General features: G+C 44.6%; 19 protein-coding genes and 1 riboswitch. Of the genes, 16 read left to right on the plus strand and 3 right to left on the minus strand.

Annotation, left to right across the window (positions count from 1 at the left end; genetic code table 11):
* Window positions 1–108 precede the first annotated feature (108 nt).
* Window positions 109–1,818: an ABC transporter substrate-binding protein gene (locus ACFQ3J_RS05920; protein WP_091156883.1), complete on the plus strand. Its 1,710-nt coding sequence runs from the start codon at window positions 109–111 to the stop codon at window positions 1,816–1,818.
* 102 nt (window positions 1,819–1,920) lie between these two features.
* Here the strand turns inward: ACFQ3J_RS05920 and ACFQ3J_RS05925 are convergent, their stop codons facing one another.
* On the minus strand, window positions 1,921–3,399 hold the full coding sequence (locus ACFQ3J_RS05925; RefSeq protein ID WP_251581496.1) for a DHA2 family efflux MFS transporter permease subunit: 1,479 nt from the start codon (window positions 3,397–3,399) through the stop codon (window positions 1,921–1,923).
* 168 nt (window positions 3,400–3,567) lie between these two features.
* Between ACFQ3J_RS05925 and ACFQ3J_RS05930 the strand changes: the two genes are divergently transcribed.
* Window positions 3,568–4,131, plus strand: a complete 564-nt coding sequence (locus ACFQ3J_RS05930) for a TetR/AcrR family transcriptional regulator (RefSeq protein ID WP_251581497.1) — start codon at window positions 3,568–3,570, stop codon at window positions 4,129–4,131.
* A 243-nt stretch (window positions 4,132–4,374) separates the two neighbouring features.
* Here the strand turns inward: ACFQ3J_RS05930 and ACFQ3J_RS05935 are convergent, their stop codons facing one another.
* The gene (locus ACFQ3J_RS05935; protein WP_244533193.1) at window positions 4,375–4,479 is read right to left on the minus strand and encodes a DUF6254 family protein; all 105 of its coding nucleotides are present in this window, start codon (window positions 4,477–4,479) and stop codon (window positions 4,375–4,377) included.
* Window positions 4,480–4,765: 286 nt separating this feature from the next.
* On the opposite strand from ACFQ3J_RS05935, the gene ACFQ3J_RS05940 reads away from it, so the two are divergent.
* From ACFQ3J_RS05940 to helD, 10 genes are all read left to right on the plus strand, one after another.
* Window positions 4,766–5,542, plus strand: coding sequence for a TerC family protein (locus ACFQ3J_RS05940; RefSeq protein ID WP_091156876.1), 777 nt, complete (start codon window positions 4,766–4,768; stop codon window positions 5,540–5,542).
* Window positions 5,543–5,821: 279 nt separating this feature from the next.
* Window positions 5,822–6,970 (plus strand): glycosyltransferase family 4 protein, encoded by a 1,149-nt coding sequence (locus tag ACFQ3J_RS05945; RefSeq protein WP_091156874.1) that lies wholly within the window; start codon window positions 5,822–5,824, stop codon window positions 6,968–6,970.
* Between the two features lie 16 nt (window positions 6,971–6,986).
* Window positions 6,987–7,877, plus strand: coding sequence for a patatin-like phospholipase family protein (locus ACFQ3J_RS05950; RefSeq protein WP_251581498.1), 891 nt, complete (start codon window positions 6,987–6,989; stop codon window positions 7,875–7,877).
* 13 nt (window positions 7,878–7,890) lie between these two features.
* Window positions 7,891–9,096, plus strand: a complete 1,206-nt coding sequence (locus ACFQ3J_RS05955; protein WP_244533191.1) for an NAD-dependent epimerase/dehydratase family protein — start codon at window positions 7,891–7,893, stop codon at window positions 9,094–9,096.
* A gap of 460 nt (window positions 9,097–9,556) precedes the next feature.
* Entirely contained in the window at window positions 9,557–9,886 is a 330-nt protein-coding gene (locus ACFQ3J_RS05960) for an ArsR/SmtB family transcription factor (protein ID WP_251581499.1), read from the plus strand.
* Entirely contained in the window at window positions 9,883–10,281 is a 399-nt protein-coding gene (locus ACFQ3J_RS05965; protein ID WP_251581500.1) for an SRPBCC family protein, read from the plus strand. The genes ACFQ3J_RS05960 and ACFQ3J_RS05965 overlap by 4 nt, the downstream gene beginning before the upstream one ends.
* A gap of 35 nt (window positions 10,282–10,316) precedes the next feature.
* A complete protein-coding gene (locus tag ACFQ3J_RS05970) occupies window positions 10,317–12,572 on the plus strand; it encodes an ATP-binding cassette domain-containing protein (protein WP_251581501.1) in 2,256 nt (751 codons plus the stop codon).
* Between the two features lie 16 nt (window positions 12,573–12,588).
* Window positions 12,589–13,299 carry an FAD-dependent oxidoreductase gene (locus ACFQ3J_RS05975; RefSeq protein ID WP_251581502.1) on the plus strand — a complete coding sequence of 237 codons (711 nt, stop codon included), beginning with the start codon at window positions 12,589–12,591 and terminating at the stop codon, window positions 13,297–13,299.
* A 22-nt stretch (window positions 13,300–13,321) separates the two neighbouring features.
* Window positions 13,322–13,630, plus strand: coding sequence for a hypothetical protein (locus ACFQ3J_RS05980; protein ID WP_251581504.1), 309 nt, complete (start codon window positions 13,322–13,324; stop codon window positions 13,628–13,630).
* Window positions 13,631–13,934: 304 nt separating this feature from the next.
* Window positions 13,935–16,361, plus strand: a complete 2,427-nt coding sequence (helD, locus tag ACFQ3J_RS05985; protein ID WP_251581506.1) for an RNA polymerase recycling motor HelD — start codon at window positions 13,935–13,937, stop codon at window positions 16,359–16,361.
* A gap of 337 nt (window positions 16,362–16,698) precedes the next feature.
* Here helD and ACFQ3J_RS05990 read toward each other — a convergent pair whose 3' ends face one another.
* Window positions 16,699–18,030, minus strand: a complete 1,332-nt coding sequence (locus ACFQ3J_RS05990) for an APC family permease (protein WP_251581508.1) — start codon at window positions 18,028–18,030, stop codon at window positions 16,699–16,701.
* Between the two features lie 252 nt (window positions 18,031–18,282).
* A riboswitch (guanidine-I (ykkC/yxkD leader) is annotated at window positions 18,283–18,392 on the plus strand.
* 71 nt (window positions 18,393–18,463) lie between these two features.
* On the opposite strand from ACFQ3J_RS05990, the gene ACFQ3J_RS05995 reads away from it, so the two are divergent.
* Genes ACFQ3J_RS05995 through atzF form a run of 4 tightly spaced genes read left to right on the plus strand, consistent with a single transcriptional unit; the run spans window position 18,464 to window position 25,197 of the window.
* A complete protein-coding gene (locus ACFQ3J_RS05995) occupies window positions 18,464–19,186 on the plus strand; it encodes an urea amidolyase associated protein UAAP1 (RefSeq protein ID WP_091156858.1) in 723 nt (240 codons plus the stop codon).
* 2 nt (window positions 19,187–19,188) lie between these two features.
* The gene (locus tag ACFQ3J_RS06000) at window positions 19,189–19,857 is read left to right on the plus strand and encodes an urea amidolyase associated protein UAAP2 (RefSeq protein ID WP_091156857.1); all 669 of its coding nucleotides are present in this window, start codon (window positions 19,189–19,191) and stop codon (window positions 19,855–19,857) included.
* A complete protein-coding gene (gene uca / locus ACFQ3J_RS06005) occupies window positions 19,850–23,467 on the plus strand; it encodes an urea carboxylase (RefSeq protein WP_251581510.1) in 3,618 nt (1,205 codons plus the stop codon). Before ACFQ3J_RS06000 ends, uca begins: the two co-directional genes overlap by 8 nt.
* Window positions 23,464–25,197 carry an allophanate hydrolase gene (gene atzF / locus ACFQ3J_RS06010; protein ID WP_251581512.1) on the plus strand — a complete coding sequence of 578 codons (1,734 nt, stop codon included), beginning with the start codon at window positions 23,464–23,466 and terminating at the stop codon, window positions 25,195–25,197. The genes uca and atzF overlap by 4 nt, the downstream gene beginning before the upstream one ends.
* The last annotated feature ends 12 nt before the right edge of the window (window positions 25,198–25,209 follow it).

The raw sequence follows: 25,209 nt of genomic DNA on the forward strand, positions 1-25,209 counted from the left end.
GCTTTATATTAAGGTTTTGATGATGATTTGTTTCCTCGCTGTTCAATTCGGTATATACAGGGATACCTGTTATACATATAAAAAGCTATCTAAGGGGGATTACAGCAAATGAAACACAAAGCGCCAAAAACGGTTGCCATGCTTCTACTTGCAAGCACAATGTTGTTTACTGCTGCCTGTGGAAATACGAATGATGGAGCAAGTACCGGAAATGAAGGGACTTCATCGGAATCGAATTCAACAGAACCGATCACATTTACGTTTTTCGGAGCGGATGCAAGTCCGAACTGGAATAAGATGCAGGATGCTATAGGTCAGAAGATCATTGAAGAGACCGGTGTAACGATCAATGCCGAATATGATGTATCCAGCGGGGGCGGAGATGAGAAGATCCCTCTGATGGCAGCAAGCGGTGATTATCCTGATCTCATTTATCCGAAAGGGAATTTGTCCAAATTGGTTGATGCAGGTGCGATGATTGATCTTACGGATCTTATTGAAGAGCATGCACCTAATTTGAAGAAGGTTTATGGAGATCAGATGAATCGTCTTAAATACAGCAATGAAGATCAATCGATATACTGGCTGCCAACAAATACGGGTGTTGGACAGACATTGTTTGATGCAGGAGGCGGATTCTCAATACAGCATCAAGTGGTTAAGGAGCTGGGTTATCCAGAGATCAAAACCCTAGAAGATTTTGAGAATGCAATTCGGGAGTACTATGAGAAGCATCCAACAACAGCCGATGGTCAGCCAACCATTCCGATCTCACTTAGTGCTGATGGATGGAGAATTATGATAACGGTTACAAATCCAGCTTTTGGTGTAACAGGCGCTCCGGATGATGGCGAATACTACATTAATCCTGAAACGTACGAAGCGATGTTACATTACAAGCGTCCAGAGGAGAAAGAGTTTTTCCGCTGGCTGAACAAAATATACAATGAAGGCTTGCTCGATAAAGAGAGCTTCATTCAAAAGGATGATCAATACAAGGCTAAGATAGCAAGTGGACGTGTACTTGGTTTGCTTGACCAAGATTGGGGATACAGCGACGCAGAGAATGCTTTGAAATCTGCCGGAAAGTATGAGCAGACTTACGGACACTATCCTGTATCTCTGGATGAGACATATAAACGCGCCGACTTCCAAAGCATCGGCCTGGATGCATACGGGATCGGGATCACAACGAGCTGTGAAGATCCTGTTCGTGCAATTAAATTCCTAGACTGGCTTGCCTCTGACGAAGGGCAGGTACTTCGTCAATGGGGGATTGAAGGTGAACACTATGTTGTAGAAGACGGCGTTCGTAAGATCCCAGCAGAGGTTCAGGAGAAGAAGAACAATGACAATGCAAACTTTACGAAGGAATCCGGAATCGGTCTGTACAACATCTTCAGTGCGCGTTATGGTGATGGAGTAAAAGATTCAACGGGGAATTATTATACTACCAACTTCCCAGAAGAAATTATCAAGAACTATAACGAGGTCGAGAAGGAAACACTTGCAGCTTATGGCGTAGAGACTTGGAAAGGCTTATTCCCGACTGAAGAGGATTTCCCTGTTAAGGAGTGGGGAGCTGCATACAATATGCCGGTTCCATCGGATACGAATTACAACGTTATTTTCCAGAAAACCCAAGACATTATTCGCAAACGGATTCCAGAAGCAATCGTTTCAAGCCCGGATCAATTTGATCAAATCTATGACAGCATGCTGGCGGAGATTGATAAAGCAGGCGCGGTTGAGATGGAGCAGCAATACACAGAATGGCTGAAAGAGCGTATTAAATTATGGACAGGGAAAGATGTATAGGCTAGTAATTATCAAAGCCTTGAGGAATTCATAAATGAAGAAGACAGCCGAGCATTAAGATTCGGCTGTCTTCTTCTTTAATTTTAACTCTGAAAGAAATCACTATTTGGATTGGACGGACTCTTTCTTCTCTAAGGCTTGTTCAGCAGCCTGTTTCTGCGTCCTTTTGCCAGGCATGAATAGCGTCAGCACAAGTGCAATTATCCCTATAACCATCATAAAGTAGTATGCGTCACTTGAGCCTAATATGGAAGAAAGGGTCGCGATGAACTCGGAGGAAGCCGTTGGATTTTGGCTTTGAACTTCAATAGAATGACGGGCTGCTTGAGCGGTATAGATCGTGATTACAACAGCTGTTCCGATCGCTCCTGCAATTTGCCGAACCGTATTGTTAACTGCGGAGCCATGCGTGCCCAAATGTCTTGGCAATGCATTCAAACCAGCAGTGTTCAGCGGCATCGTAATAAAGCTAAGGCCAATGCGCAGACAAATCGTACGGATCATTAAATACATATAAGAAGTATCACTGGATAAGTCAGTCACGGCCCACATGGATGGGATGATGAAGAGCAGGCCTGTTATAAACAGAGGTTTTGCTCCGATTCGGTCATACAGCTTGCCTGTAACTGGAGATAAAAGAGCATTAATCACTGCACCAGGTAGTAATAATAGTCCAGCTTCAAAGGCGGTAAAGCCCTTACCGCTTTGGAGGTACATAGGCAGCAGGATCAGATCCGCATAGATAAGCATCGTAATGAGAATGTTTATGACGGAAGTGAACGTAAACATCTTATTCTTAAATACATCCAGGTTCAATAGAGGATCTTTGGATTTAATTTGCCGGGCACAAAATAGAGATGTAATTAAGAGTCCGATGATCAAAGACAGGATCACACTGAGGGAATCCCAGCCCTTGCTGCCAGCGGTGCTAAATCCATATAATATAAAGCCGAAGCCGATTGTAGACAATACAACACTCACAACATCAAGCTTGGCTTTGACGGTTTGAGAAACGTTAGCCAAGTATTTTAATGATAGCAAAATGACAATTGCCGCAAAAGGTACCAGCCCAATAAAGAGCCATCTCCAAGATACATATTCAATGATGAAACCAGCCAGAGTAGGGGCGATTGCAGGTGCAAATATAATAGCAAAGCCGATCAAGCCCATGACGCTGCCTCTTTTTTCAATAGGGAAGACGATAAGGATGATGCTCATCATAAGGGGAGTAATAATCCCTGTACCTGCGGCTTGAATCATTCTTCCTGTAAGTAAAATACTGAAATTAGGTGATAATGCACAAATTACGCTGCCGATCAACAACAGCAGCATGGAGCTGACAAATAATTGTCTAGTGGTGAAACGCTTCATGAGATAAGCTGTGGCGGGAATTAATACTCCGTTGACCAGCATAAAGCCAGTTGCTAGCCATTGTATGGTTGAAGCCGACACTTTGAACACATTCATCAGATCATTAAGTGCTACATTGAGCAGGGTTTGATTCAAGGTTGATAAAAAACAACCTAAAATTAAAATAAATAATAGTATTCCTTTTTTTACATTGGGTTTCTCTTGTTCCATTAAGTTACTCCTTCCAAGCATTGCTTTATCAACACCGTATCAATAAAATAGATGGTATCATAATGAAAATTAACTGCCAATTTGCAATTTGTTTTAATGCGTCGTGTATACAACAAGGAGTAGGCAAACTGCATACAAACAAGGATTTAATCGACAAAGGAGAAAGAAATGTCTATAAGAAAAAAGGAAGATCCACGAGCAATTCGTTCTAAAAATATGTTTAAACAGGCCGCTCTTTCTCTTCTGGTAGAGGAACCATCGATCTCACAGGTCACAGTACAGAAGGTTGCTGATCGCGCTGAACTAAATAGGGCAACATTTTATCTTCACTATGTAGATATTAATGATCTGATGACGAAGGTTACGAATGAAATGTTCGACGAGCTGTCGATAAAATTAGAGCCTCTTGTACAGTCGGAAATACTGGATAACGAAGAGGACCTAACACGATTTTTGGACTATATATATGAGAATAGGAAGCTGTTCGCTGTATTGTTTGAGCACAAAAGCTATGAATCCAGACTATTCAATCTCTTCAAACATTTGATCGAAACGAGAAGAAATAAAGCGCAAATCACGAGGGGTTTGCCAGATCATCTAGTATCAATCGAGATTCTGACATCTTCAATTATCGGGGTCATAATGTGGTGGATCAGAGAAGGAATTCACTTTAGCTCGGAACATATAGCAAATCAAATCTCGATGATTTATAAAAAATCGCCTATAAGTTAACCGTCTGTTCAATGGTCCAGAGATATAAAATAAACCCTCCGTTAGGAGGGTTTGCTTGACGAAACGGTAGATGATTACAGCTCTCGCTGGTCGATATCGTCATGTGAACCTTCGAATCCTTGCATCTGGAGCTGTTGAATAAAGTTAAGCAGTGCATGAATGAGAGAGCATATATCCGAGAAAAAAAGACTGCCGGCCTTATACGCCAGCAGTCTTCTTCAATTATCGTAGTAAGCTCATCTCTTACTCGCTTGATAATTCCTTGAGCGATTTTACTTTACCATGAGGGTGCTGTTCTTGCTTTCGTGACTTCCAGGCTGCTTCTTTCCTTCTCTTCTGGTCGGCCATTACAGTATTCCTCCTTTAGGCAAATGAGATGTATACCACTTCTCTATAGTGCCATTGCGTCGGGAATATCATTCCTCACACCATCATCTTTCTGTAACTTTGCATCCTTATGGAAATACAGAGCTGGTACGTTTACTTCTTTAGAGTTTATTTAAAGTTAGACAGCTTCAATATGACGATGTTTGTTAAATTTGTTTCACTAACGAAACGAGATGGAGCTTGATGCCGTAAGGAAATAAGGTAAACTATGTAAGCATTCATTCTAAATGGAAAGAGGGTAACACGATTGGAGTCAATATGGCTGGAGTATGCATGGGCGCTGCTGATTCTTATTGGACTGGAAGGATTATTATCAGCGGATAATGCCCTTGTTCTGGCGGTAATTGCAAAGCACTTGCCGGAAGAACAGAAGAAGAAAGCGATTAATTATGGAATTATTCTGGCTTTTGTTTTTCGATTTGGCGCGTTATTTGCGATTTCGTTTATTGCAAACGTTTGGCAAATACAGGCTATTGGTGCAGCGTATCTCCTATACCTCGGATTGAAGCATGTCATTAAAACGAAATTCGGGAAGAAAAACGAGAAAATTCGCGAGGATGTCAAGAAAAACGCTGCGGGAAAAAGTTACTGGGCTACGGTTGGTAAAATTGCACTCGCCGATATTGCCTTTGCGATTGACTCAATACTGGCTGCAGTTGCTCTCGCACTCGGACTTCCAGATTCGCCGCTTGGTGATTTCGGGGGAATGGATGGTGGTCAGTTCATCGTTGTCGTGCTCGGCGGAATTGCTGGACTGGTACTCATTAAGTTTGCTGCAACATGGTTTGTTAAGCTGCTTGTTGATCGCCCGGCACTGGAAACGACAGCATATGCGATCGTTGCGTGGGTCGGTGTTAAGCTAGCTGTAATTACTCTCGCTCACGAGGATATCGGAGTGCTGGATCATCATTTTCCACATAGCACGGGCTGGACACTTGTATTCTATGCAGTGCTGGTTGCAATCGCGTTATGGGGCTGGTTTGCTCCATCGAACAAGAAGCAGGCAGCAGAAGATATTATATAGGATTAAGCCATTGTAAGCAGATAGCTATATATTGTCGCTGACAAGACATGCCAAACCAAGAGCTGCGTATTACGCGGCTCTTTTTGTATTTATTCTAGAGAGATCTTACCATATGTAGGGATGATTTGATAATATACATAATGAACCAAAATATATCTTTACCATGATTCACCTCATTTATTTCAATACCTGTAGAAATGCAAGGATTTATGAAATTGATTCAGCCTTAACAAAAATTAGGTATCATTAGAGTTGGATCAACTATGGAGGAAGTGTACCATGAAAATCGCAATCATAACAGAAACATTTCTGCCTTCGACTGACGGGATTGTTACCAGATTAACGGCTTCAATTCGTTATTTCCTTGACGAAGGTCATGAAGTGATTATTATTGCTCCGGATTTGGGAATCACCCGTTTTGGTGAAGCCAGGATCTATGGAATTCCAGCACGTCCACTTCCGTTATACAGAACGAAAAAGTTTGCAATGCCGAGCCCTAAAGTCGGAAAGCTACTGAAAGAGTATGATCCTGATGTCGTGCATGTCGTCAATCCGGCATTACTTGGAGCTGCAGGAATATATTATTCGAGAAAGTATGGTTATCCATTATTGGCGTCGTATCATACGAACCTGTCACAGTACCTTGATTATTACAAGCTCCCCTATCTAAAAGGTCTCTTGTGGTCCTATATTCGATCACTTCATAACCGGGCAGCTGTCAATTTGTGTACTTCTCTTACTGTTAAGGATGAACTAACCTCACGACATTTTCGAAATGTTATGCACTGGAAACGCGGTGTTGATACCGAAATGTTCAGTCCCGAGCGTTACGATTCAGTTATGCGTGTAAGGTTGTCTCAAGGACACGAGGGTAAAAAAATATTGCTCTACGTGGGGAGACTGGCGGTAGAGAAGGAAATAGAGAAGCTCAGAGATCTGTTTGACGCTTCTGATCAATTTGTTCTCGCCATTATCGGGGATGGACCGCATCGAAAGGCGCTGGAAGACCACTTTAAAGGCACACCTACACTCTTTACAGGCTTCCTATATGGTCAAGAGCTGGCGCAGGCCTTTGCTTCATCTGATGTTTTTGTTTTTCCATCCACGACAGAGACGCTTGGACTTGTCCTCTTGGAAGCCATGGCATCCGGTCTTCCTGTTGTTGCTGCAAGAAGTGGACCAACAAGCGAACAGATCAGACATGAGCACTCTGGATTATTATATGATCCTAACGATCATCAGGATTTTATCTCCGCTGTCTGTCGGTTTGAAGATGAAGCTGTAAGAAAAAAGATGGCTGAAGCTGCTTATCAAGAGAGTATAGGCAAGGGATGGTCAGAAGCAGCGGAGCAGGTGCTTGGGTACTATAAACAGACCATTTCAGAGAGGAAGCTTAAGTCAAATGAGGAAATCTTGAATTCGAATTAGAAGGGGAGATGACGGCTTGAATCCAGCAGAAAATGATATCGGACTTATTCTGGAAGGCGGGGGAATGAGGGGATTATACACGGCAGGCGTATTGGATTGCTTAAGGGCATGGGGCATCGACTTTCCGATTGTGGTTTCTTCCTCATCCAGCGCTCTGATTGGAAGTTACTATATTTCTAAACAGAGAGGGAAGATTTACGAGGTTTTTAATCAACTGCTGGATGGTCGAAGTCTTGTATCGATTAAGCGCATGTTGACCCATCAGGAGCTCTTTCATATGGATCTGATATTCAATATTCTTCCGGCACAACTGGCGCCTTTTGATTTTCACTCCTTTTCTGAGTCCGATGCATTGTTTCTCATTACTACGACGGATATGGCAACAGGTTCTGCATTGTATCATGATCATTACGATTCAGCGGAAAATCTGTTCACCCTGATTCGTGCTTCAAGCAGTCTACCTGTGCTCTCCCCGAGTGTATTATTCCAGGGCAGACAGCTTATTGACGGTGGAGTAGCAGATCCAATTCCGATCCAGCCTTCTATTGACCGAGGCTACAAACGTCATCTTGTTGTTCTAACTCGAAATAAAGGTTATATAAAAAAGCCTGAGCCCTACGGCTGGATGTACTATGGTTTGTTCAGACAATTTCCGCAGCTCCAGCAACAGCTGAAGAAGAGGCATAACGATTACAATCAAACGACGAAGCGACTGTTAAGCATGGAAAGGGATAACGAAGTTTTCATCATCCAGCCTGAACAACCCTTAATCGCGGGGAGAACTGAACGCAACAAACAGGTGCTTATGCAGCTTTATTGGCAGGGATACCGAGAAACAGAACAAAAGAAGGATGCGCTCTTCCGATTTTTGTTTAAATCACAGAATAAGAACAGATTGAATGCGTAAAGGATGGGTTGAGATGACAAGTATGCATGTACATAAAAAAATATTCGTTTTTGGCGGCGATGGATTCTGTGGATGGCCGACCAGCCTTCACTTGTCCAGCTTGGGACATGAAGTGATTATCATTGATAACCTCTCCAGAAGAAGAATTGATGAGGAATCCCAGACCAATTCACTAACTCCGATTCAGTCAATGGAAGTTCGCCTTGAAGCCTGGAAGGAAGTAACAGGCAAGCGCATCCAACATTACCTGCTCAATGTCGCCGAGGATTATGACGATCTGTTAAATGTCATCATGGAGGAAAAACCGGATGTAATGATCCATTTTGCAGAGCAGAGATCTGCGCCATATTCTATGAAATCCTCTCGTTTGAAGCGGTATACGGTTAACAACAATATTAATGCAACGCATAATATTCTAAGTGCGATCGTAGAGAGCGGCTTAGATATCCACCTGATTCATTTAGGAACGATGGGTGTCTATGGGTACGGAACGGCAGGGATTGCGATACCTGAAGGGTATTTGGATATAGAGGTGGTAACTGAAGAGGGAGAGCGTGTGCAACAGCAAATTTTGTACCCTACGAATCCAGGATCCATCTATCACATGACCAAATCTCAGGATCAGCTGTTGTTTGCTTTTTATAACAAAAATGACAAGCTTCGGATTACCGACCTTCACCAGGGGATCGTATGGGGAACGCATACCAAAGAGACGCAATTAGACGAAAGACTGATTAATCGTTTCGATTATGACGGAGATTATGGTACCGTTCTGAATCGTTTCCTTATGCAGGCTGCGATCGGACATCCAATTACCGTACACGGAACTGGTGGCCAAACGAGAGCTTTCATTCATATTCAAGATACCGTGCAATGTCTGCAGCTTGCTGTAGAACATCCTCCCGCAATAGGAGATCGAGTACTCATCATGAATCAAATGACAGAGACACATCGAGTCAATGATCTGGCTAAGCTGGTGAGTCAGCTGACGGGCAGTGAGATTGCTTACGTCTCGAATCCAAGGCAAGAGGCGGCCGAGAATGATCTCCATGTTGAGAATGGTCTCTTTCTATCCAAGGGACTGATGCCGATTACACTTAATGAAGGATTGTTGTCTGAAATCACCGAGATCGCGAGGAAGTACGCCGATCGAGTTGATTATTCCAAAATTCCTGCCATGAGTACGTGGACGAAGCAGCATCAACCGGGTGTACTTTAATTGATAGGTTTAAGAACATTTGCATAGCAAGGAGCGGCTGCCCTTAGTGTAGTCGCTCCTTTTGGCTGATGACGGAACCAAGGAGTCCTTATTTTATATGGTTCGGTAATCATCTTATATTTAAAACATGAACGGTTCGGGCTAATATAGAGCAGCGAAGAGGGGATTACCTAATTCGTGTAAGATCGCAACGTCAATGATGTTGCACAAGAGGATCGTTTGCCTCTAGAAGTTCTTATGAAGGATCCTGTGCTGTGGCTTGTGTAGTCATTGGTTTTTAATCTGAAGGCGCCTTTTGGGCGGCTTTTTTCGTAAGAATAGATGCGATGTGAGCTGTATTGACACGACACTGTTGGGTGTCTTATAATCGTTTCGTCACCAAACGGTGTCCTTTTTGAAAGTTTGCGTATATTATCAAAGATTTCCTATTTCTTGGTAATAATACATAGGAGAGGGTGTTGTGAGAGAGAACGATACGTCAAGGGATGTATTTAACGCGATTGCAGACCCGACGAGACGTCAGCTGATTTATCTGTTAGCAGATACAGAGGAGATACCGCTTCATGAATTGACTTCGCATTTTGAAATGGGCAGGACAGCCGTGTCCAAGCATTTAACCATTCTGAAAGAGGCTGACTTGGTATATGACCGCAAGGTTGGCAGAGAAACGAGGTATAGACTCAATCCCTCGCCATTAAGAGAAGTACAAGATTGGGTGGCGTTCTACAGCAAGTATTGGAGTGCAAACATGATGAGACTAAGCGACCTATTAGAGGAGGAAGAAGAATGAGTTCAATTCTGTCTATGGATTATCTGTTCACAACAACGATTGAGAAGCTATGGTCAGCAATTACAGATTCAAATAAGCTTGCGAAATGGATTACGGATAATGATTTCAAGCCGATCGTAGGACACCGATTTCAATTCCGTCATCAGCCTTCTGAATGGTGGGACGGCATAGTTGATGGTGAAGTCATCGTCGTAGAAGAACCGAACCGTTTGTCCTATTCTTGGGCTACCGGAGAAGAGAAGCATATTGTAACTCTGTCTCTGAAGGACTTGGGGAACGGTGAAGTAAACCTACATCTTGAGCAGTCCGGATTCACGAATATTCATGGACTTGAAGGGGCAAGACATGGCTGGAATGCTTGGGTCGTTAAGCTTGAGCAGATTTTGGAACAATAATTTGCTAAGGCAAATGATAATAAAGGAGTGTAAGCATGAAGGAATGGAATCAAGAGTACATTGTACTCTCCGGGGCAAGGGAAAATAATCTGAACGATGTATCCTTGCGTATTCCGAAGCGGAAGATCACCATTTTCACCGGCGTGTCGGGCTCGGGCAAGTCATCCATCGTCTTTGATACGATTGCAGCAGAATCCACACGTTTGCTAAATGAAAATTTCAGTATGTTCGTGCGTAATTTTCTCCCCCGTGTGCCGCAGCCTGATACAGACGCAATTGAGAATTTAAGCATGGCCGTCATCGTGGATCAGAAACGACTGGGCGGCGGGTCCCATTCCACGATGGGTACGATTACCGATATTTCTCCGATCCTGCGCCTTCTGTTCTCTCGTGTTGGACAGCCACATGTTGGAGCAGCGCATATGTTCTCTTTTAACGATCCGCAAGGGATGTGCCCGGAGTGCAGCGGCTTGGGGCGGAAGCTGGGTGTTAACATGAAGATGGCAATCGACATGTCCAAGTCGCTCTCGGAAGGAGCGATTATGCTGCCTGACTATTCGGTAAACGGTTGGGAATGGAATATGCTAATACAATCAGGAGACTATGATCCGGACAAGAAGCTGAGTGATTACTCAGAAGAAGAACTGGATCATCTGCTCTATTCCAAAGCACGGAAAGTAAAGCTGGATTTTGCAGGAAAAGCAACGAATGTGACAGTGGAAGGCGTCATTGAGAAGTTTACCAACAAATACATCAAGCAAGATGTAAAGACCAAATCCGAACGAACACAAAAAGCAGTCGCCCCTTTTATCTCCGAAGGCCCTTGCTCCAGCTGTCACGGTGCGAGACTAAGCCAAGCGACATTAAGCTGCCGTATTAATGAGCTCAACATTGCCGAGATGTCTTCGATGGAAGTAGGCGAACTCCTGAAGGTCATTCAAAATATTGAAGAGCCGATTGCAGCGCCCATCGTTAAATCGCTGACAGAGCGGCTTCAGCATCTTGTAGATATTGGACTTGACTATTTGACACTGGATCGTGAGACAGATACTTTGTCCGGTGGCGAGTCTCAGCGCGTCAAGATGGTCAAGCATTTAAGTGGAAGTCTGGTTGATGTTACTTATATCTTTGATGAGCCCAGTGTGGGTCTGCATCCACGTGACGTGCATAGGCTGAACGAATTGCTGTTGAAGCTGCGCGACAAGGGCAATACGGTGATAGTGGTTGAACATGATCCCGATGTCATCAAGGTCGCGGACCATATTGTGGATGTAGGTCCTTATGCCGGGAGTCGTGGCGGCAATATAGTATATGAGGGCAGCTACCAAGGTCTGCTGGAATCGAATACACTGACAGGCAACCATATGAAGCTCCCGCTTCAATTGAAGCAGGACACTAGACGTCCATCAGGCCAGCTCTCGATCAAGGATGCATCCTTGCATAATCTGAAGAACGTCAATGTAGATATTCCAGCAGGCATTCTGACTGTTGTTACGGGAGTTGCGGGTTCGGGCAAAAGCACGCTGATAAACGACATATTTCTTAGTGAGCATCCAGATGCGATTGTCATTGACCAATCGGCAGTTGGTGTGTCAACACGTTCCAATCCCGCTACCTACACAGGTATTATGGATGATGTCCGCAAAGCGTTTGCTTCCGCAAACAAAGTAAACCAAGGCTTGTTCAGCTTTAACTCCAAAGGAGCCTGTGAGAATTGCCAAGGGCTGGGCGTGGTGTATACAGACCTTGCATTTCTCGACAGTGTGAAGCTGCCGTGTGATGTGTGTGGAGGCAAGCGCTTCAAGGAAGAGGTGCTGGAATACAAGCTGAACGGCCAATCGATTGCTGATGTACTGGCGATGACCGTAGAGCAGGCCCTGGAATTCTTTGAGCTTAAGGAAGTCGTCCGCAAGCTGCAGGCGATGAGCGATGTAGGACTAAACTACGTAACACTGGGTCAGCCGCTCAGCACGTTGTCTGGCGGGGAATGTCAGCGTATCAAGCTGGCAAGCGAGCTGCATAAGAAGGGCAGCATCTATGTAATGGACGAGCCGACAACGGGTCTTCATATGTCCGATATCGGACACTTGCTTGCGATTATGAACCGACTCGTAGATGCTGGCAATACGGTAATTGTCATTGAACATAACCTTGGGGTGATCAGCCAAGCGGATTGGATTATTGATCTGGGCCCTGATGGAGGCAGCAAGGGCGGTCAAATCGTGTATGAGGGAACACCTGCACAGATTCTTCATGCAGAAGCGTCGATAACCGGAAAATACCTGAAGTAAGGGGGGAGGTAGAGACATGAGTTTTTTTAAAGATATGTTCTCTATTTTCAAGAAAAGAGAGCTTTCATTTCTGGAGAGCTATAAAGAAACGGACGGCGTGTATACTTTCATATTTGAGAAAGATAAAGATTTAACATGGAGAGCAGGGCAATACGGGTTGTTCAGTATTACGCATAGAGCTGTCAAGAACGCGACTAAGCCTTTCAGCATTGCCTCCATTCCATCCGAGAAGGTTGTCAAAATAACGACACGTATTGGGGATACTCCCAGCGACTACAAGCAGGCAATGTTAGAGCTGAAGCAAGGAATGAAGATCAAGGTAAGTGGTCCTGTAGGGGCATTTTACCTTGATAAGGAGAGCCCTTCTTTAATTATTGCAGGGGGGATTGGGATAACTCCGATCCGGTCGATTCTGAAGCAACTCGAAACAGTGGAAGACGGAGAGGAGAGACCTGTTCAGGTGCTCTATTTGGACAGTGACGGCTCCTATTTGTTTAAAGACGAGCTTGATGAGATGGCTAGCCACCTCCCTTGGATCCAGATCAATTATCTGGATTCAAGAGAGCACTTAGATCAAGAAATCAGCCGATTTATCAGTGAGTATAACAATAACGGCAAATACTATGCGGCAGGACCCAAGTCGATGGTAGACTCTGTGTCTTCTTACTTGCAATCAAATGCGATCACCAAGCAGAATATTAAGAAGGATGCTTTCTTTGGGTATTAAATGACATCTGGAGGATATATAAATGAATCAACGATTTCGAATTACAAGATCAATGCAAGATGCTGCTGAAGCTCAAGCGATTTCATTAGATGAGTGCAAGGAATATTTCGCCGGGAAGCCTGATTTTACTTATGAGGCCGTACTGACTGTCAAAGGTCCGGAGAGCACGATGTCTATCAAGGGAGATTTCTTCATGTGGGAGCTTGGAGGGATGAGGGTTCCATTTCGGCACTATATGGGGGAGGTGTATGTGGCCATTTCTCAAGAAGAAGTTGTACCTATGATGATGGAAGTGGCAGCAGATCTTCGAGCAGATATCGTGGAAGGCTGAGGATGTTACGCTTGAATCTGATGAATTATTTAAATTTGAAGCCACCTTATAGGGTGGCTTCAAATTATCTATAGGGACTGTGCTATACGAGCTGGTGTACATAATAAAAGACCCGGCAGGTTCACCGAGTCTGACCATATATAAAAAAATAGAATTGCACACAAAAAAGCATTGTGATACGATATTGAAACGAATGTCTCAAATCTTGTCACAAGGCATAATGAACCTATTTTTTATCTCACACTATAATCTTATCATATGCCTTGTAGATTGTCAAATTACGAATGAAGGAGCGAATCTACAAGTGAAGAAGGATGCTAAGGAATGGACTCAAGAGCAGGAACGGTTAAATAAGGTTGTAAATGAGCTAGAAGCGAGAATTATAGAATTGGAGCCGGAGGTTACGGGATTACATGACCAAGTTACAGGTATCCGGAGACGCTTCTGGGAGGAAGTGACGGTCAACACAAATACACATGAGGACTTTGAAGAGACGTTTTACAGCATAAGGCAGCAAGAAGTGTTATTGTCTGAACGGGAGAGAAGCCACAAGCTGCGTTTGCAGCAATTGAGAAACATGAAGCGATTGCTGGGTTCGCCCTATTTTGGCAGAATTGATTTTGAGGAAAAAGGTATGAGCCTCACGGAAAAGATCTATATCGGCGTTTCTTCCTTAGTGGATACGGAGGGAATGAATTTCTTGGTTTATGACTGGCGTACTCCCATAGCAAGTTTGTATTACGATCATGAGCCGGGAGAGGCTGGCTATGATACACCTGTTGGACACATTGCAGGTGCAATGACACTAAAACGGCAGTATCAGATTCAGGGAGGGCAGCTGCAGAACGTGTTCGACACGAGCCTTACGATTGGAGACGAATTGCTGCAGCAGGTGCTGGGTCAAGGTGCGGACCATCAGATGAGGAGTATTATAGCCACGATACAGAAGGAGCAAAATGCAATAATCCGAAATGATAACAGTAAAATGCTGATCGTACAAGGTACAGCAGGCAGTGGGAAAACTTCAGCTGCACTTCAGCGGGTTGCCTACCTGCTCTATAAGCACCGTGAGAGATTAACCGCAGATCAAATCGTTCTATTCTCACCGAATCCGATGTTTAACAGCTATGTATCAACTGTCTTGCCTGAGCTCGGTGAAGAGAACATGCAGCAAGTGACCTTCCAGGAATACCTAGAATATTCGCTATTCGACACTTTTCGTTTAGAGGACCCTTTTGATCAGATGGAATATGTATTGGCAGCACAACAATCAAATGAAGAAGAGTACTCGGCAAGGTTGAGCGGCATAAAGTACAAAGCTTCCGAGGGCTTTCTGCGGGCTATACAGAATTATGTTGATTGGCTTATGGAGGAAGGTATGCAATTCAAGTCGATCCGGTTTCGTGATCGTGATTTATTTACAGCTGAGCAAATAAAATCGAAATTCTACAGCTATGATGCTTCTATTCGCCTAGCAAATCGGATTACTCTGTTGAAGGAGTGGATGCTGAGTGAACTTCGTATAGTTGAGAAAAAAGAGCATACAGCTTCCTGGGTACGAGATGAGCTTGATTATCTTGATAAGGATCTATATGCCGAAGTATATAGCGAGTTGCACAACGAGAGAGCCGTCTTTGACTTTGCTGAGCAGTATGAAGAAGTCAGAGAGAGAATAAATAACAGACGCAGGGCCGATGAAGGGGATTTCGATTACGCTGATCGCGAGGAAGAGCTGCTGCGTGCGATGGTTGTGAGGAAGCATTTCGCACCTGTAAAACAAAGTGTAAAGCGTCTGTCCTTCATTGATCTAATCCAGATATACTCGAGTCTATTTGAGGAAGAGTCTGTGTTTAAGCAGAGGACGGATCAAGCTGAGGTTCCATCGTTATGGCCGCAAATTTGTCAGCAGACGCAGGATAAGCTTGGGAAGCTTGAACTATTTTATGAAGATGCTACACCTTACTTGTATTTAAAAGAGCTCATCGAAGGTGTGCGGATAAATACCGATGTACGTCATGTATTTGTGGACGAGGGGCAGGACTATTCAATGTTTCAGTATGAGTACCTCAAAAAAATGTTTCCTCGTGCCCGAATGACCATTCTAGGAGATTTCAGCCAGGCGATCTATACGCAAGCAACGGAGCTCTATGGTGTGGACTCACCGCTTATTCGGCTATATGGTGCAGCAGACACGAGTTTATTTCATCTGGTTCGCAGTTATCGTTCCACGAGCGAAATTGTAGCATTCACCAAAGCATTGCTGCCAGAAGCGAAGGAGGTCATACCTTTTAACCGAAGTGGCAATAAGCCTGAACTATATAAGATAGAAAATAACGAGCGCCGGATGATCCGTATGGCCGAGCACCTCGCTGAGCTTAGGGAAGAAGGTCTAACTTCGATCGGTATCATTACCAAGACAGCAGCCGAGAGTAAAGAAGCATATGAGCTGCTTAATGCGAGTGGCTGTCAAGGTGTGAAGCTTGTAACGAAGAGCACCCTTACCTTTGAAGCAGGTGTGTCTGTCATCCCTGTCTATTTGGCGAAAGGTGTGGAATTTGATGCTGTCCTTATCTATGATGCATCTGCAGATCTGTATCATCAGGAGAGCGAGCGAAAGCTGTTTTATACGGCCTGTACACGTGCGATGCATCGGCTGCTTCTCTATTCAGGAGGAGAATGGACACCGTTCATCCCATCACTAAATGAGGATTTGTATGTAACGAAACAGTAATACCGGATGTTGTTCGGGGTTGCATCACTTGAGTTGGAGTTCATACGCAAGTTTATAGTCTTCAATAAAGATGATTTCACCTTAAAAAATGACCACTTAGAAAGTGCTAGACCTCTTCATAGGTGTCTGCGGATTCAAATTACATGGTTTTGAAAAAACATCTAAGTGAATCAATCTCATAATACCTTTAGCTGCTTACTCAAGGGTATATATAGATCAATAATGATTTATGAAATTGATTCAATTTATGTCGATATTCACGGCATGAACTTAGATGTTTTTTTGTGTTTTTTATATTTCAGGATTTATGTGTAATCTCTATCTTAATAATATTGAGCTATACTGCTTCTTCAATCTCGCCTAAGACTACGCCTTCTTTCGCCGATTTCACTCTGTTTATTGTATACATAATGAGTCCTAATACGATCCATCCCATTCCGAGAAGCAGAGAAGAAATCTCAAGCAGCGTAATCAGATAGAATACGAATCCAGCGCCAATAATTGGGGATACAAGTCGGAACAGGATATCTTTAGGTTCTCGCTGCTTATTACGAATAATGTAATGAAATATTACGGATAAGTTCACGAACAGGAAGGCGGTCAGTGCTCCGAAGCTGACAAACATAATAGCCGTCTCTAGACTGATAAATATGGCGAACAAGGAAATGAAGCTGACTAATACGATGTTAAAGACAGGGGTCCGGTATTTAGGGTGAATGGAGCTGAATTTGGCCGGAAGCAAGGAAGACCTGCCCATGACTAAGAGAAGACGAGAGACCGTAGTCATAGAGGCCATTCCTTGAGCAAGTATGGAGAAGATAATAACAAATGTGAAAATGGATGCGAGTAAACCCCCGCCAATCACCTGCATAAGTTCAAAACCGGCAGAATCGATATCACTAAATGTAAGGGATGGATATAGCTGCTGTATTAAGTATGCCGTTACAAAATACATGAGACCAGCGGCGATTACGATGATCATAATGGCACGAGGAATCGTCTTCTTAGGCTCTTTGGTTTCTTCCGCCATTGTCGTAATTGAATCGAATCCAAGGAAGGAAAAACAGACAAGAGAGGCACCGGCCAAAATAGAGGAAAAAGAAACACCCTTCGTGGTGTTCAGTGGATTCAATCCGGCAGTAAACCCTTCGCTTACCGCTTTGTAAACAAGAAGTGCGCAGAAGCTTGCGATAAATAGAATTTGCATTAATACAAAAATTTTGTTTATGTTAGCCGAGGTTTTTATACCGATAATATTGATCGTCATAACGACAAGCGTCAGCAGGATGATCCATGCATAGGAGGGTACATTCGTGAACTGGGCATTAAGATTAATGCCAAACATAAGTACGGCGACAATGCAAGAGAACAGGTAATCCAGTAAAATGACCCACCCGACAATAAAGCCTATGAAAGGATTCATTGCTTTGCTTACATAGGTATACGCGGAACCGGATACAGGGAATGCTCTTGCCATCTGACCATAGCTTGCTGCGGTAAATAGAATAGCTGCAAATGCAATTACATAGGCTGCCAGGAGCATTCCGCCTGAACCTTCATGAAGCACACCGAAGCTAGTAAAGAAAATCATAGGGGACATCCAGGCGAGTCCCATGGTCACAACATGAGTGAGTGACAGGTCTCTTTTTAATGTTATGGTTTGTGACATACAATCCCTCCTCTAATAACTCATTCATTCTGTGTTTCATCAATGTTATTTCTTCTCACATTGTTGCAGGGCTTTTTTTAAAAATCAAGCACTTTTTTTGTTTTATATAGGAACTAATGTTCTGTTTTGGTGGAAAATACACAGATTGAAGTCGTTTAATACAAATAAATTCGGGATGTTTTGAGTTTTTTGGTATTTTTTATTGCATTATCGGATAAATAGAGTTAGTATTTATGACATCAACAATTACATACCAAAGTTTTCTAGGGTTCCGGGTCGTATACACCGGCTGGCTGGTCCGAGAGAAAACGCATCAGTATATTCTGTTCTGATGTACACGGCGGGAAAAAAGCCCGGGAGAATCGATCAAAGTGTTCTTTGATGTTTCTCCCGGGCTTTTTTATTTTTATATGGACACAGGAGGAATGAAATCATGACAGCATTATTCTCAATCACAGTAGAGCCAGGCGGCAAATGGTCAGCTTATGTGGGCAGAGGTAAAGCCATTACATTTACGGCCCAAAGTGACAGGGCCAATCTGTCCACATTATTGTTTCATGCCCCTTATCCATCTGAAAAATACAATATGCCAGATACGCTGAAAGCTCAGCATACTGCATTATTGTCACAAGGACATGTGTTAATGAGTGACCAGGGCAGAGTACTTGCCTCCATTATTGAGGACTCGGTCGGTTGGCATGATCCACTATCTGGTTATACAACAAAGCAAATGACGGATGAAAAATATGGTGTAACAAGTTATCAGGAGGATCGTAACCAGCGACTGCGAAATGGGGAAGAGAATTTGATTGTGGAAATGTACAGACATAATTTATCCCCGCGAGACATGAGCTCTCCCATCAACTTCTTCTCGAAAGTCATCTGTGAGCTGGACGGAAGTATGAAATATGTCCCTCAACCCACGGCAGGTAAAGCGGTGACGATTCGAACGGAAATGGATGTGCTGCTGGTATTGTCGAATACGCCTAATCCATTAGATCCTTCGTCAGATTATCCTGAAGCAAGTGTTCAAATTGATGTTGCTGATACAGCACCTGCCAATGAAAACGATCTATGTGTTACACATTGTGATGAGAATAGACGAGCGTTTGAAAATACTTGGAATGCTTACGCATTGATGAAGGGAGCTAACTGATGATGAGTACAATGAATCCGGTACTGAGCAGTCTCAAGCCAGAAGATGCAGCATACGAACAGACCATTCCGGCAGGTGAGGGCTGGCTATACGACCTCAAGCAGGGGCAGGTACTGCGAATTGTTGATGTGGAAGGCAATCAGGCAGTGGACACTCTTTTTTATTCGAGCGAGGATCCAAGTGATCATTACAGTGCTGTACGCACCATATCGAATCAGAGCAATATTTACCTGACTACAGGGTCCACCTTATTAGCTGAATCCGGTAAGGAGCTGCTCCTTATTATTGCTGATACTTGTGGCAGACATGATACGATCGGCGGAGCATGCTCAGCTCAGAGTAATACGGTTCGTTACGCGCACGACAAGCTTCCCATGCATAACTGCCGAGACACCTTCATGCTGATGTTATCTGAGCGCAGTGAGTACACGAAGCAGGATTTAGCTCCTAACGTGAATTTCTTTATGAACGTACCTGTTACACCAGAAGGTGAGCTGACTTTTGCGGATGGAATCTCGGGTCCAGGGCGATATGTTGAGCTGGTTGCTCTTGCCCCAGTGACTGTGCTGATCAGCAACTGCCCGCAGCTGAACAATCCTTGTAACGGCTACAATCCTACCCCGGCAAAAGTGCTGATCTGGGAAGCGAAAGGGGAACAACGCGATGTTTAATAAAGTATTGGTGGCCAATCGTGGTGCAATTGCGGTAAGAATCATTCGCACATTGAAAAAGATGGGGATTTCGTCCGTCGCTGTTTATACAAAAGCAGATCGAGACAGTCTTCATGTAGAGCATGCGGATGAAGCGGTTCTGATCGGGGACGGACCGGCTAAGGAAAGCTATGTGAATGCCGAAATGATCTTAAATACAGCATTGGCTGCTGGGGCGGATGCCATTCATCCTGGATATGGCTTCTTAAGTGAGAATGCGTTTTTTGCACAAGCCTGCACTGATCATGGAATTACCTTTATCGGTCCAACTGCAGAGCATATCGAGCTGTTTGGATTAAAGCATACAGCCCGTGCCATGGCAGAGGAAGCCGGTGTTCCGCTTCTTCCGGGAACCGGTCTTATTGAAACAGTCGAAGCTGCCGCTCAGGAGGCAGCAGTGATCGGTTATCCTGTCATGCTGAAATCGACAGCAGGTGGTGGAGGCATAGGAATGCGAATCTGCGAGGACGAGTCTGTGCTCCGTTCAGCCTTTGATTCGGTAACTCGGCTGGCGATAAGTAATTTTAATGACGGCGGTGTTTTTCTCGAAAAATATATTGCCAGAGCGCGACACGTGGAGGTACAGATCTTCGGAAGTTCAAGCGGTGAAGCCGTTGCTCTTGGCGAAAGAGATTGCTCAGTACAGAGACGAAATCAAAAAATCATCGAAGAAACACCGGCACCACAGCTGCCTGATCATGTGAGAGCGGAGATGCTGGACAGTTCACGAAGGCTTGCTAAGACCGCAGGTTATCGGAATGCAGGTACGGTTGAGTTTTTATACGATCCGGAGAATGAACAATTTTATTTTCTCGAAGTGAACACACGTCTTCAAGTGGAGCACGGTGTTACAGAAGAAGTGCTTGGTATAGATCTGGTGGAATGGATGTTAAGAGAGGCTGCGAATGAGTTCAATTTATTGAATACTGATCTCCCGCAGTCCGAGGGTCACAGCCTTCAGGTGCGTCTATATGCCGAGGATTGCGTTCATGATTTTCGTCCAAGTGACGGTCGGATCGACGCTATATGCTGGCCGGAAGGTGTACGTGTAGAATCCTGGATTCAAAAAGGTGTGGAGATCACAACGCTATATGATCCGATGCTGGCCAAAATTATCGTGCATGCGAATACAAGATCCGAAGCTATTGCCAAGATGACAGAGGCTTTACATCGTCTTCGTATATATGGAATAACTACAAATCAATCTTATATTGAAGCGTTCCTCCAAACCGAGCTCTTCCAAAAAGGCGAAGTATACACTCGCATGCTCGGTGGATTTATGCCTGAAGAACATGCGATCGAAGTGCTGGACGGCGGCGTACAGACGACGGTACAGGATTATCCGGGGAGAACTGGATATTGGGATATCGGTGTACCGCCTTCAGGACCGATGGATCGTCTTGCATTTCGGATCGGCAACAAGCTCTTAGGTAACGGGGAAGAGGCCCCAGGTCTCGAATTGACTCTTCGAGGCGGAGAATATCTGTTCAGAGATAAGATTACCTTCTGTATCACTGGAGCAGATATGGAGGCTCAATTAAATGGTAAGCCTGTAGAAATGTATTCACCGACGGTAGCACCTGCAGGTGCCATCCTTAAATTTGGTGAAGCTAAAAAGGGAATGCGAACTTATCTGCTAGTAGCAGGTGGGCTTGATATGCCGCTCACACTAGGAAGTGCATCTACTTTTACACTCGGTGGATTCGGAGGACATACGGGGAGTGCTCTGAGATCCGGCGCCGTGGTTCGTGTAGTCAGACAGACAGATGGAATAACGCTGCCGGCGCTTGCTGAAGTCTCAAGACCGATTTATATGAAAGAATGGACCATTGGCGTTATTCCAGGACCGCATTGTACTGCAGAATATCTGCTGCCTGCTTATTTGGGCCAGCTTACAGGAACGGAGTGGGAGGTTCATTTTAACAGTTCAAGAACAGGCGTAAGGTTGATTGGCCCTGCTCCAATGTGGGCGAGAGAAGACGGAGGAGACGCAGGACTGCATCCATCGAATATCCATGATAATGCTTATGCGGTTGGTGCGCTTGATCTAACAGGTGATATGCCTATATTACTCGGACCGGATGGTCCAAGTCTCGGTGGATTCGTCTGCCCGGTTACAACGGCATCAGCTGAGCTGTGGAAGATCGGCCAATTAAGTCCAGGTGATAAGGTGCGGTTTCGGCTGATTACCGTAGAAGAAGCGGAGCAGTTAAGAAGTGAGCAGGAGATGTACCTCCATTCTCTATCGGCAGGTCCCGTATTGCCGTTGCTATCTGAGCAATCCACAGGAGAATACATGCCCATTTTGGCATTTGCTGAGGATCATAGACGCTTTCCGATTACGGTGCGTTGCTCCGGAGATGAGAATATCTTGATTGAATATGGTGAGCGTGAGCTAAATCTTCTCTACCGCTTCCAGGTATATGTGCTCATGCAAGCACTGCAAGAACGCGGCGATATTCCATATATTGAAATGACACCTGGCATTCGTTCTTTGCAGGTTCATCTGGATGCTTCAATAATGACGGTAAAAGAAGCAGCAGCTCTAATTATGGATATTGACCTGCAGCTCCCGGAATTAGAGTCGATTGAAGTACCTTCCCGGATCGTGAAGCTTCCGTTATCCTGGGATGATCCAGCAACAAGGCTGGCGATTGAACGTTATCAGCAAAATGTAAGACCGGATGCGCCATGGTGTCCGAGCAACCTGGAATTCATTCGCAGAATGAATGGGCTGGGTTCCATGGAGGAGGTTGCAGAGATTGTATTTAACGCTTCGTATCTGGTGATGGGACTTGGCGATGTTTACTTAGGAGCACCTGTTGCCGTACCGCTTGATCCAAGACACCGGCTTGTCACAACAAAATATAATCCGGCCAGAACCTGGACCCCGGAAAATGCGGTCGGAATTGGGGGAGCTTACCTCTGTGTATATGGTATGGAAGGCCCTGGAGGATATCAATTTGTCGGGCGAACCGTTCAAATGTGGAATAAATTCCGGGAAACAGTCAATTTCGAACAAGGCAAGCCATGGTTGCTTCGCTTCTTTGACCAGCTTCGCTTCTATCCTGTATCCGAAGAAGAGCTGCTACAAATGAGAGAGGATTTTCCGAGAGGCGAATTCAAAGTAGAAGTTGAGGAGACAACCTTTAAATTGGGGGAATATTTACACGGGCTGGAGAGCATTGAGAACGAGTCAAGTAAATTCCGTCATCAGCAGCAATCGGCCTTTCAGGCTGAAAGAGCTTATTGGAAAAAGCTTGGTATTGCTGAGTATGTAGCTGAGCCTGAGGTGAATGCCTCATTAGGAGAAGAGGATCTGCCAGAAGGAAGTCTCGGAGTTAACAGCTCGATGTCGGGCAGTGTATGGAAGGTATTAGTGGAAGAAGGGCAGCAGGTTAAGAAAGGCGATACTATTATAATAGAGGAAAGTATGAAAATGGAGTTTCCGCAGACGGCTCCATTGGACGGAATCATCGCATCTATTTATGTTACCTCCGGTGACCAGGTACGCTCCGGCGATTGTATTGCTGCGATTACACCGATCGAAGAGGAGGCGACAGCATCATGACGATCAATGCCGTACCGTATAATATGACATTGGATTCCTTGAGAACAGGGTATTTGAAACAGCAGTTTACACCTCTTGATGTTATCGAAGCCATTATTCAGAGAGCCGAAGAGGATAAAGACAAAAATATTTGGATAATGCCACCATCCATTGAGCGCATATCATCATATATACGGCATCTACAGGATATGGATATGGCGGACCACCCATTATGGGGAATCCCCTTTGCAATAAAGGACAATATAGAGGTTGCAGGCTGGCCGGTGACGGCCGGGTGTCCGGACTATTCCTATATTCCTGCTGAGCACAGTGAAGTGGTTACGAGATTGATTGCAGCAGGAGCTATTCCAGTCGGCAAGAGCAATCTGGATCAGTTTGCGACAGGCCTGGTCGGTACTAGAAGTCCCTATGGTGAAACACATAATGCGCTGCGGGATGAACTGATTAGTGGTGGCTCAAGCTCAGGATCGGCTGTTGCGCTTGCTCTTGGGCAATGTGCTTTTTCGCTCGGTACAGATACGGCCGGCTCGGGTAGAGTTCCAGCAGCATTGAATGGATTAGTAGGCTATAAGCCAGCTGTAGGTGCTTGGCCGTCAACAGGTTTGATTCCGGCATGCCGTAGTATTGATTGCATTACAGTGTTTGCGCACAGCGTGGAAGATGCCGAGATGATAGATCAATTGGTTCGCGGAAAAAAACAAGGTGACGCCTATTCAAGAGACATTCCACTTGGAAATTCCGTAATGCCTGAGAAATGGCTGCTCCCTCAAGGGGAGGTTAGCTTCTACGGTCCCTTTGCTGCAGAATATAAGAAAGCTTGGGAAGAAGTAAGACACAGCATAACTTCTTCTGGCCTCCTCGTAGAGGAAGTAGATATTTCCTTATTTCAGGAAGCTGCAGCACTGCTCTACGAAGGACCGTTGGTAGCAGAGAGATGGTCTGATCTTGAGTCATTTATTGAAGAAAAACCAGGCTCTGCCTTCCCTGTAACAGAGCAGATACTCAGATCTGGAGCCAGGGAAGATTATACTGCAGCCGCTTTGTTCCGTGCACAGCATAGGTTAGCCGAAATCAAAGAAACAACTAGAGGAATGATGACTAATGGGGTCTTGGTTCTTCCTACATGCGGAGGCACGTGGACACGTGAGCAGGTTCGCGTCGATCCTGTTCATACCAATAGTCAAATGGGCTTATATACAAATCACTGCAACTTACTCGACTTAAGTGCAGTGGCTATACCTGCAGGGAATGCGGCTGATAACTTACCGTTTGGGATCACATTGTTCTCACTGCCTGAAGAAGAATCGAGGATGGTAGAAGCGGCGAAATGGTATCAGAAGAATGATGAGCATGTAACTGTTGCAGTGTGTGGTCTTCATATGAAAGGCATGCCGTTTGAGAAGCAAATGACCGCACTGCGAGCCGTTTTTGTTGAAGAGATCCATACCGCTTCCCATTATCAGCTGTTTAAGCTTGATACAATGCCGCCTAAACCGGGGCTTGTTCGAGTAAATCATAACGGAGCGGCAATTCAGCTTGAGCTGTGGAAAATGCCCGTCGCTTCATTTGGAGCATTTACCGCTTCCATTCCATCCCCTCTTGGCATTAGTAAGATTGAGCTAGAGGATGGGAGATGGGTGTCCGGATTTGTCTGTGAAGCTGCTGCGGTTCAAGAAGCGCTGAATATAACGTCTTCCGGCGGCTGGAGGCATGCTGTCGTTCATTCCTAAAGCATTATCACG

The organism is Paenibacillus provencensis, from assembly GCF_042678545.1.
Lineage (GTDB): Bacteria > Bacillota > Bacilli > Paenibacillales > Paenibacillaceae > Paenibacillus > Paenibacillus provencensis.

Bases quoted from the DNA above. Each gene is read 5' to 3' on its own strand.
- ACFQ3J_RS05980 (WP_251581504.1), top strand. From the start codon at position 13,322: ATGAATCAACGATTTCGAATTACAAGATCAATGCAAGATGCTGCTGAA.
- ACFQ3J_RS05970 (WP_251581501.1), top strand. From the start codon at position 10,317: ATGAAGGAATGGAATCAAGAGTACATTGTACTCTCCGGGGCAAGGGAA.
- ACFQ3J_RS05935 (WP_244533193.1), bottom strand. From the start codon at position 4,479: ATGGCCGACCAGAAGAGAAGGAAAGAAGCAGCCTGGAAGTCACGAAAG.
- ACFQ3J_RS05975 (WP_251581502.1), top strand. From the start codon at position 12,589: ATGAGTTTTTTTAAAGATATGTTCTCTATTTTCAAGAAAAGAGAGCTT.
- ACFQ3J_RS05955 (WP_244533191.1), top strand. From the start codon at position 7,891: ATGACAAGTATGCATGTACATAAAAAAATATTCGTTTTTGGCGGCGAT.
- atzF (WP_251581512.1), top strand. From the start codon at position 23,464: ATGACGATCAATGCCGTACCGTATAATATGACATTGGATTCCTTGAGA.
- ACFQ3J_RS06000 (WP_091156857.1), top strand. From the start codon at position 19,189: ATGAGTACAATGAATCCGGTACTGAGCAGTCTCAAGCCAGAAGATGCA.
- ACFQ3J_RS05965 (WP_251581500.1), top strand. From the start codon at position 9,883: ATGAGTTCAATTCTGTCTATGGATTATCTGTTCACAACAACGATTGAG.
- ACFQ3J_RS05990 (WP_251581508.1), bottom strand. From the start codon at position 18,030: ATGTCACAAACCATAACATTAAAAAGAGACCTGTCACTCACTCATGTT.
- ACFQ3J_RS05930 (WP_251581497.1), top strand. From the start codon at position 3,568: ATGTCTATAAGAAAAAAGGAAGATCCACGAGCAATTCGTTCTAAAAAT.
- ACFQ3J_RS05995 (WP_091156858.1), top strand. From the start codon at position 18,464: ATGACAGCATTATTCTCAATCACAGTAGAGCCAGGCGGCAAATGGTCA.
- ACFQ3J_RS05945 (WP_091156874.1), top strand. From the start codon at position 5,822: ATGAAAATCGCAATCATAACAGAAACATTTCTGCCTTCGACTGACGGG.
- ACFQ3J_RS05925 (WP_251581496.1), bottom strand. From the start codon at position 3,399: ATGGAACAAGAGAAACCCAATGTAAAAAAAGGAATACTATTATTTATT.
- uca (WP_251581510.1), top strand. From the start codon at position 19,850: ATGTTTAATAAAGTATTGGTGGCCAATCGTGGTGCAATTGCGGTAAGA.
- ACFQ3J_RS05920 (WP_091156883.1), top strand. From the start codon at position 109: ATGAAACACAAAGCGCCAAAAACGGTTGCCATGCTTCTACTTGCAAGC.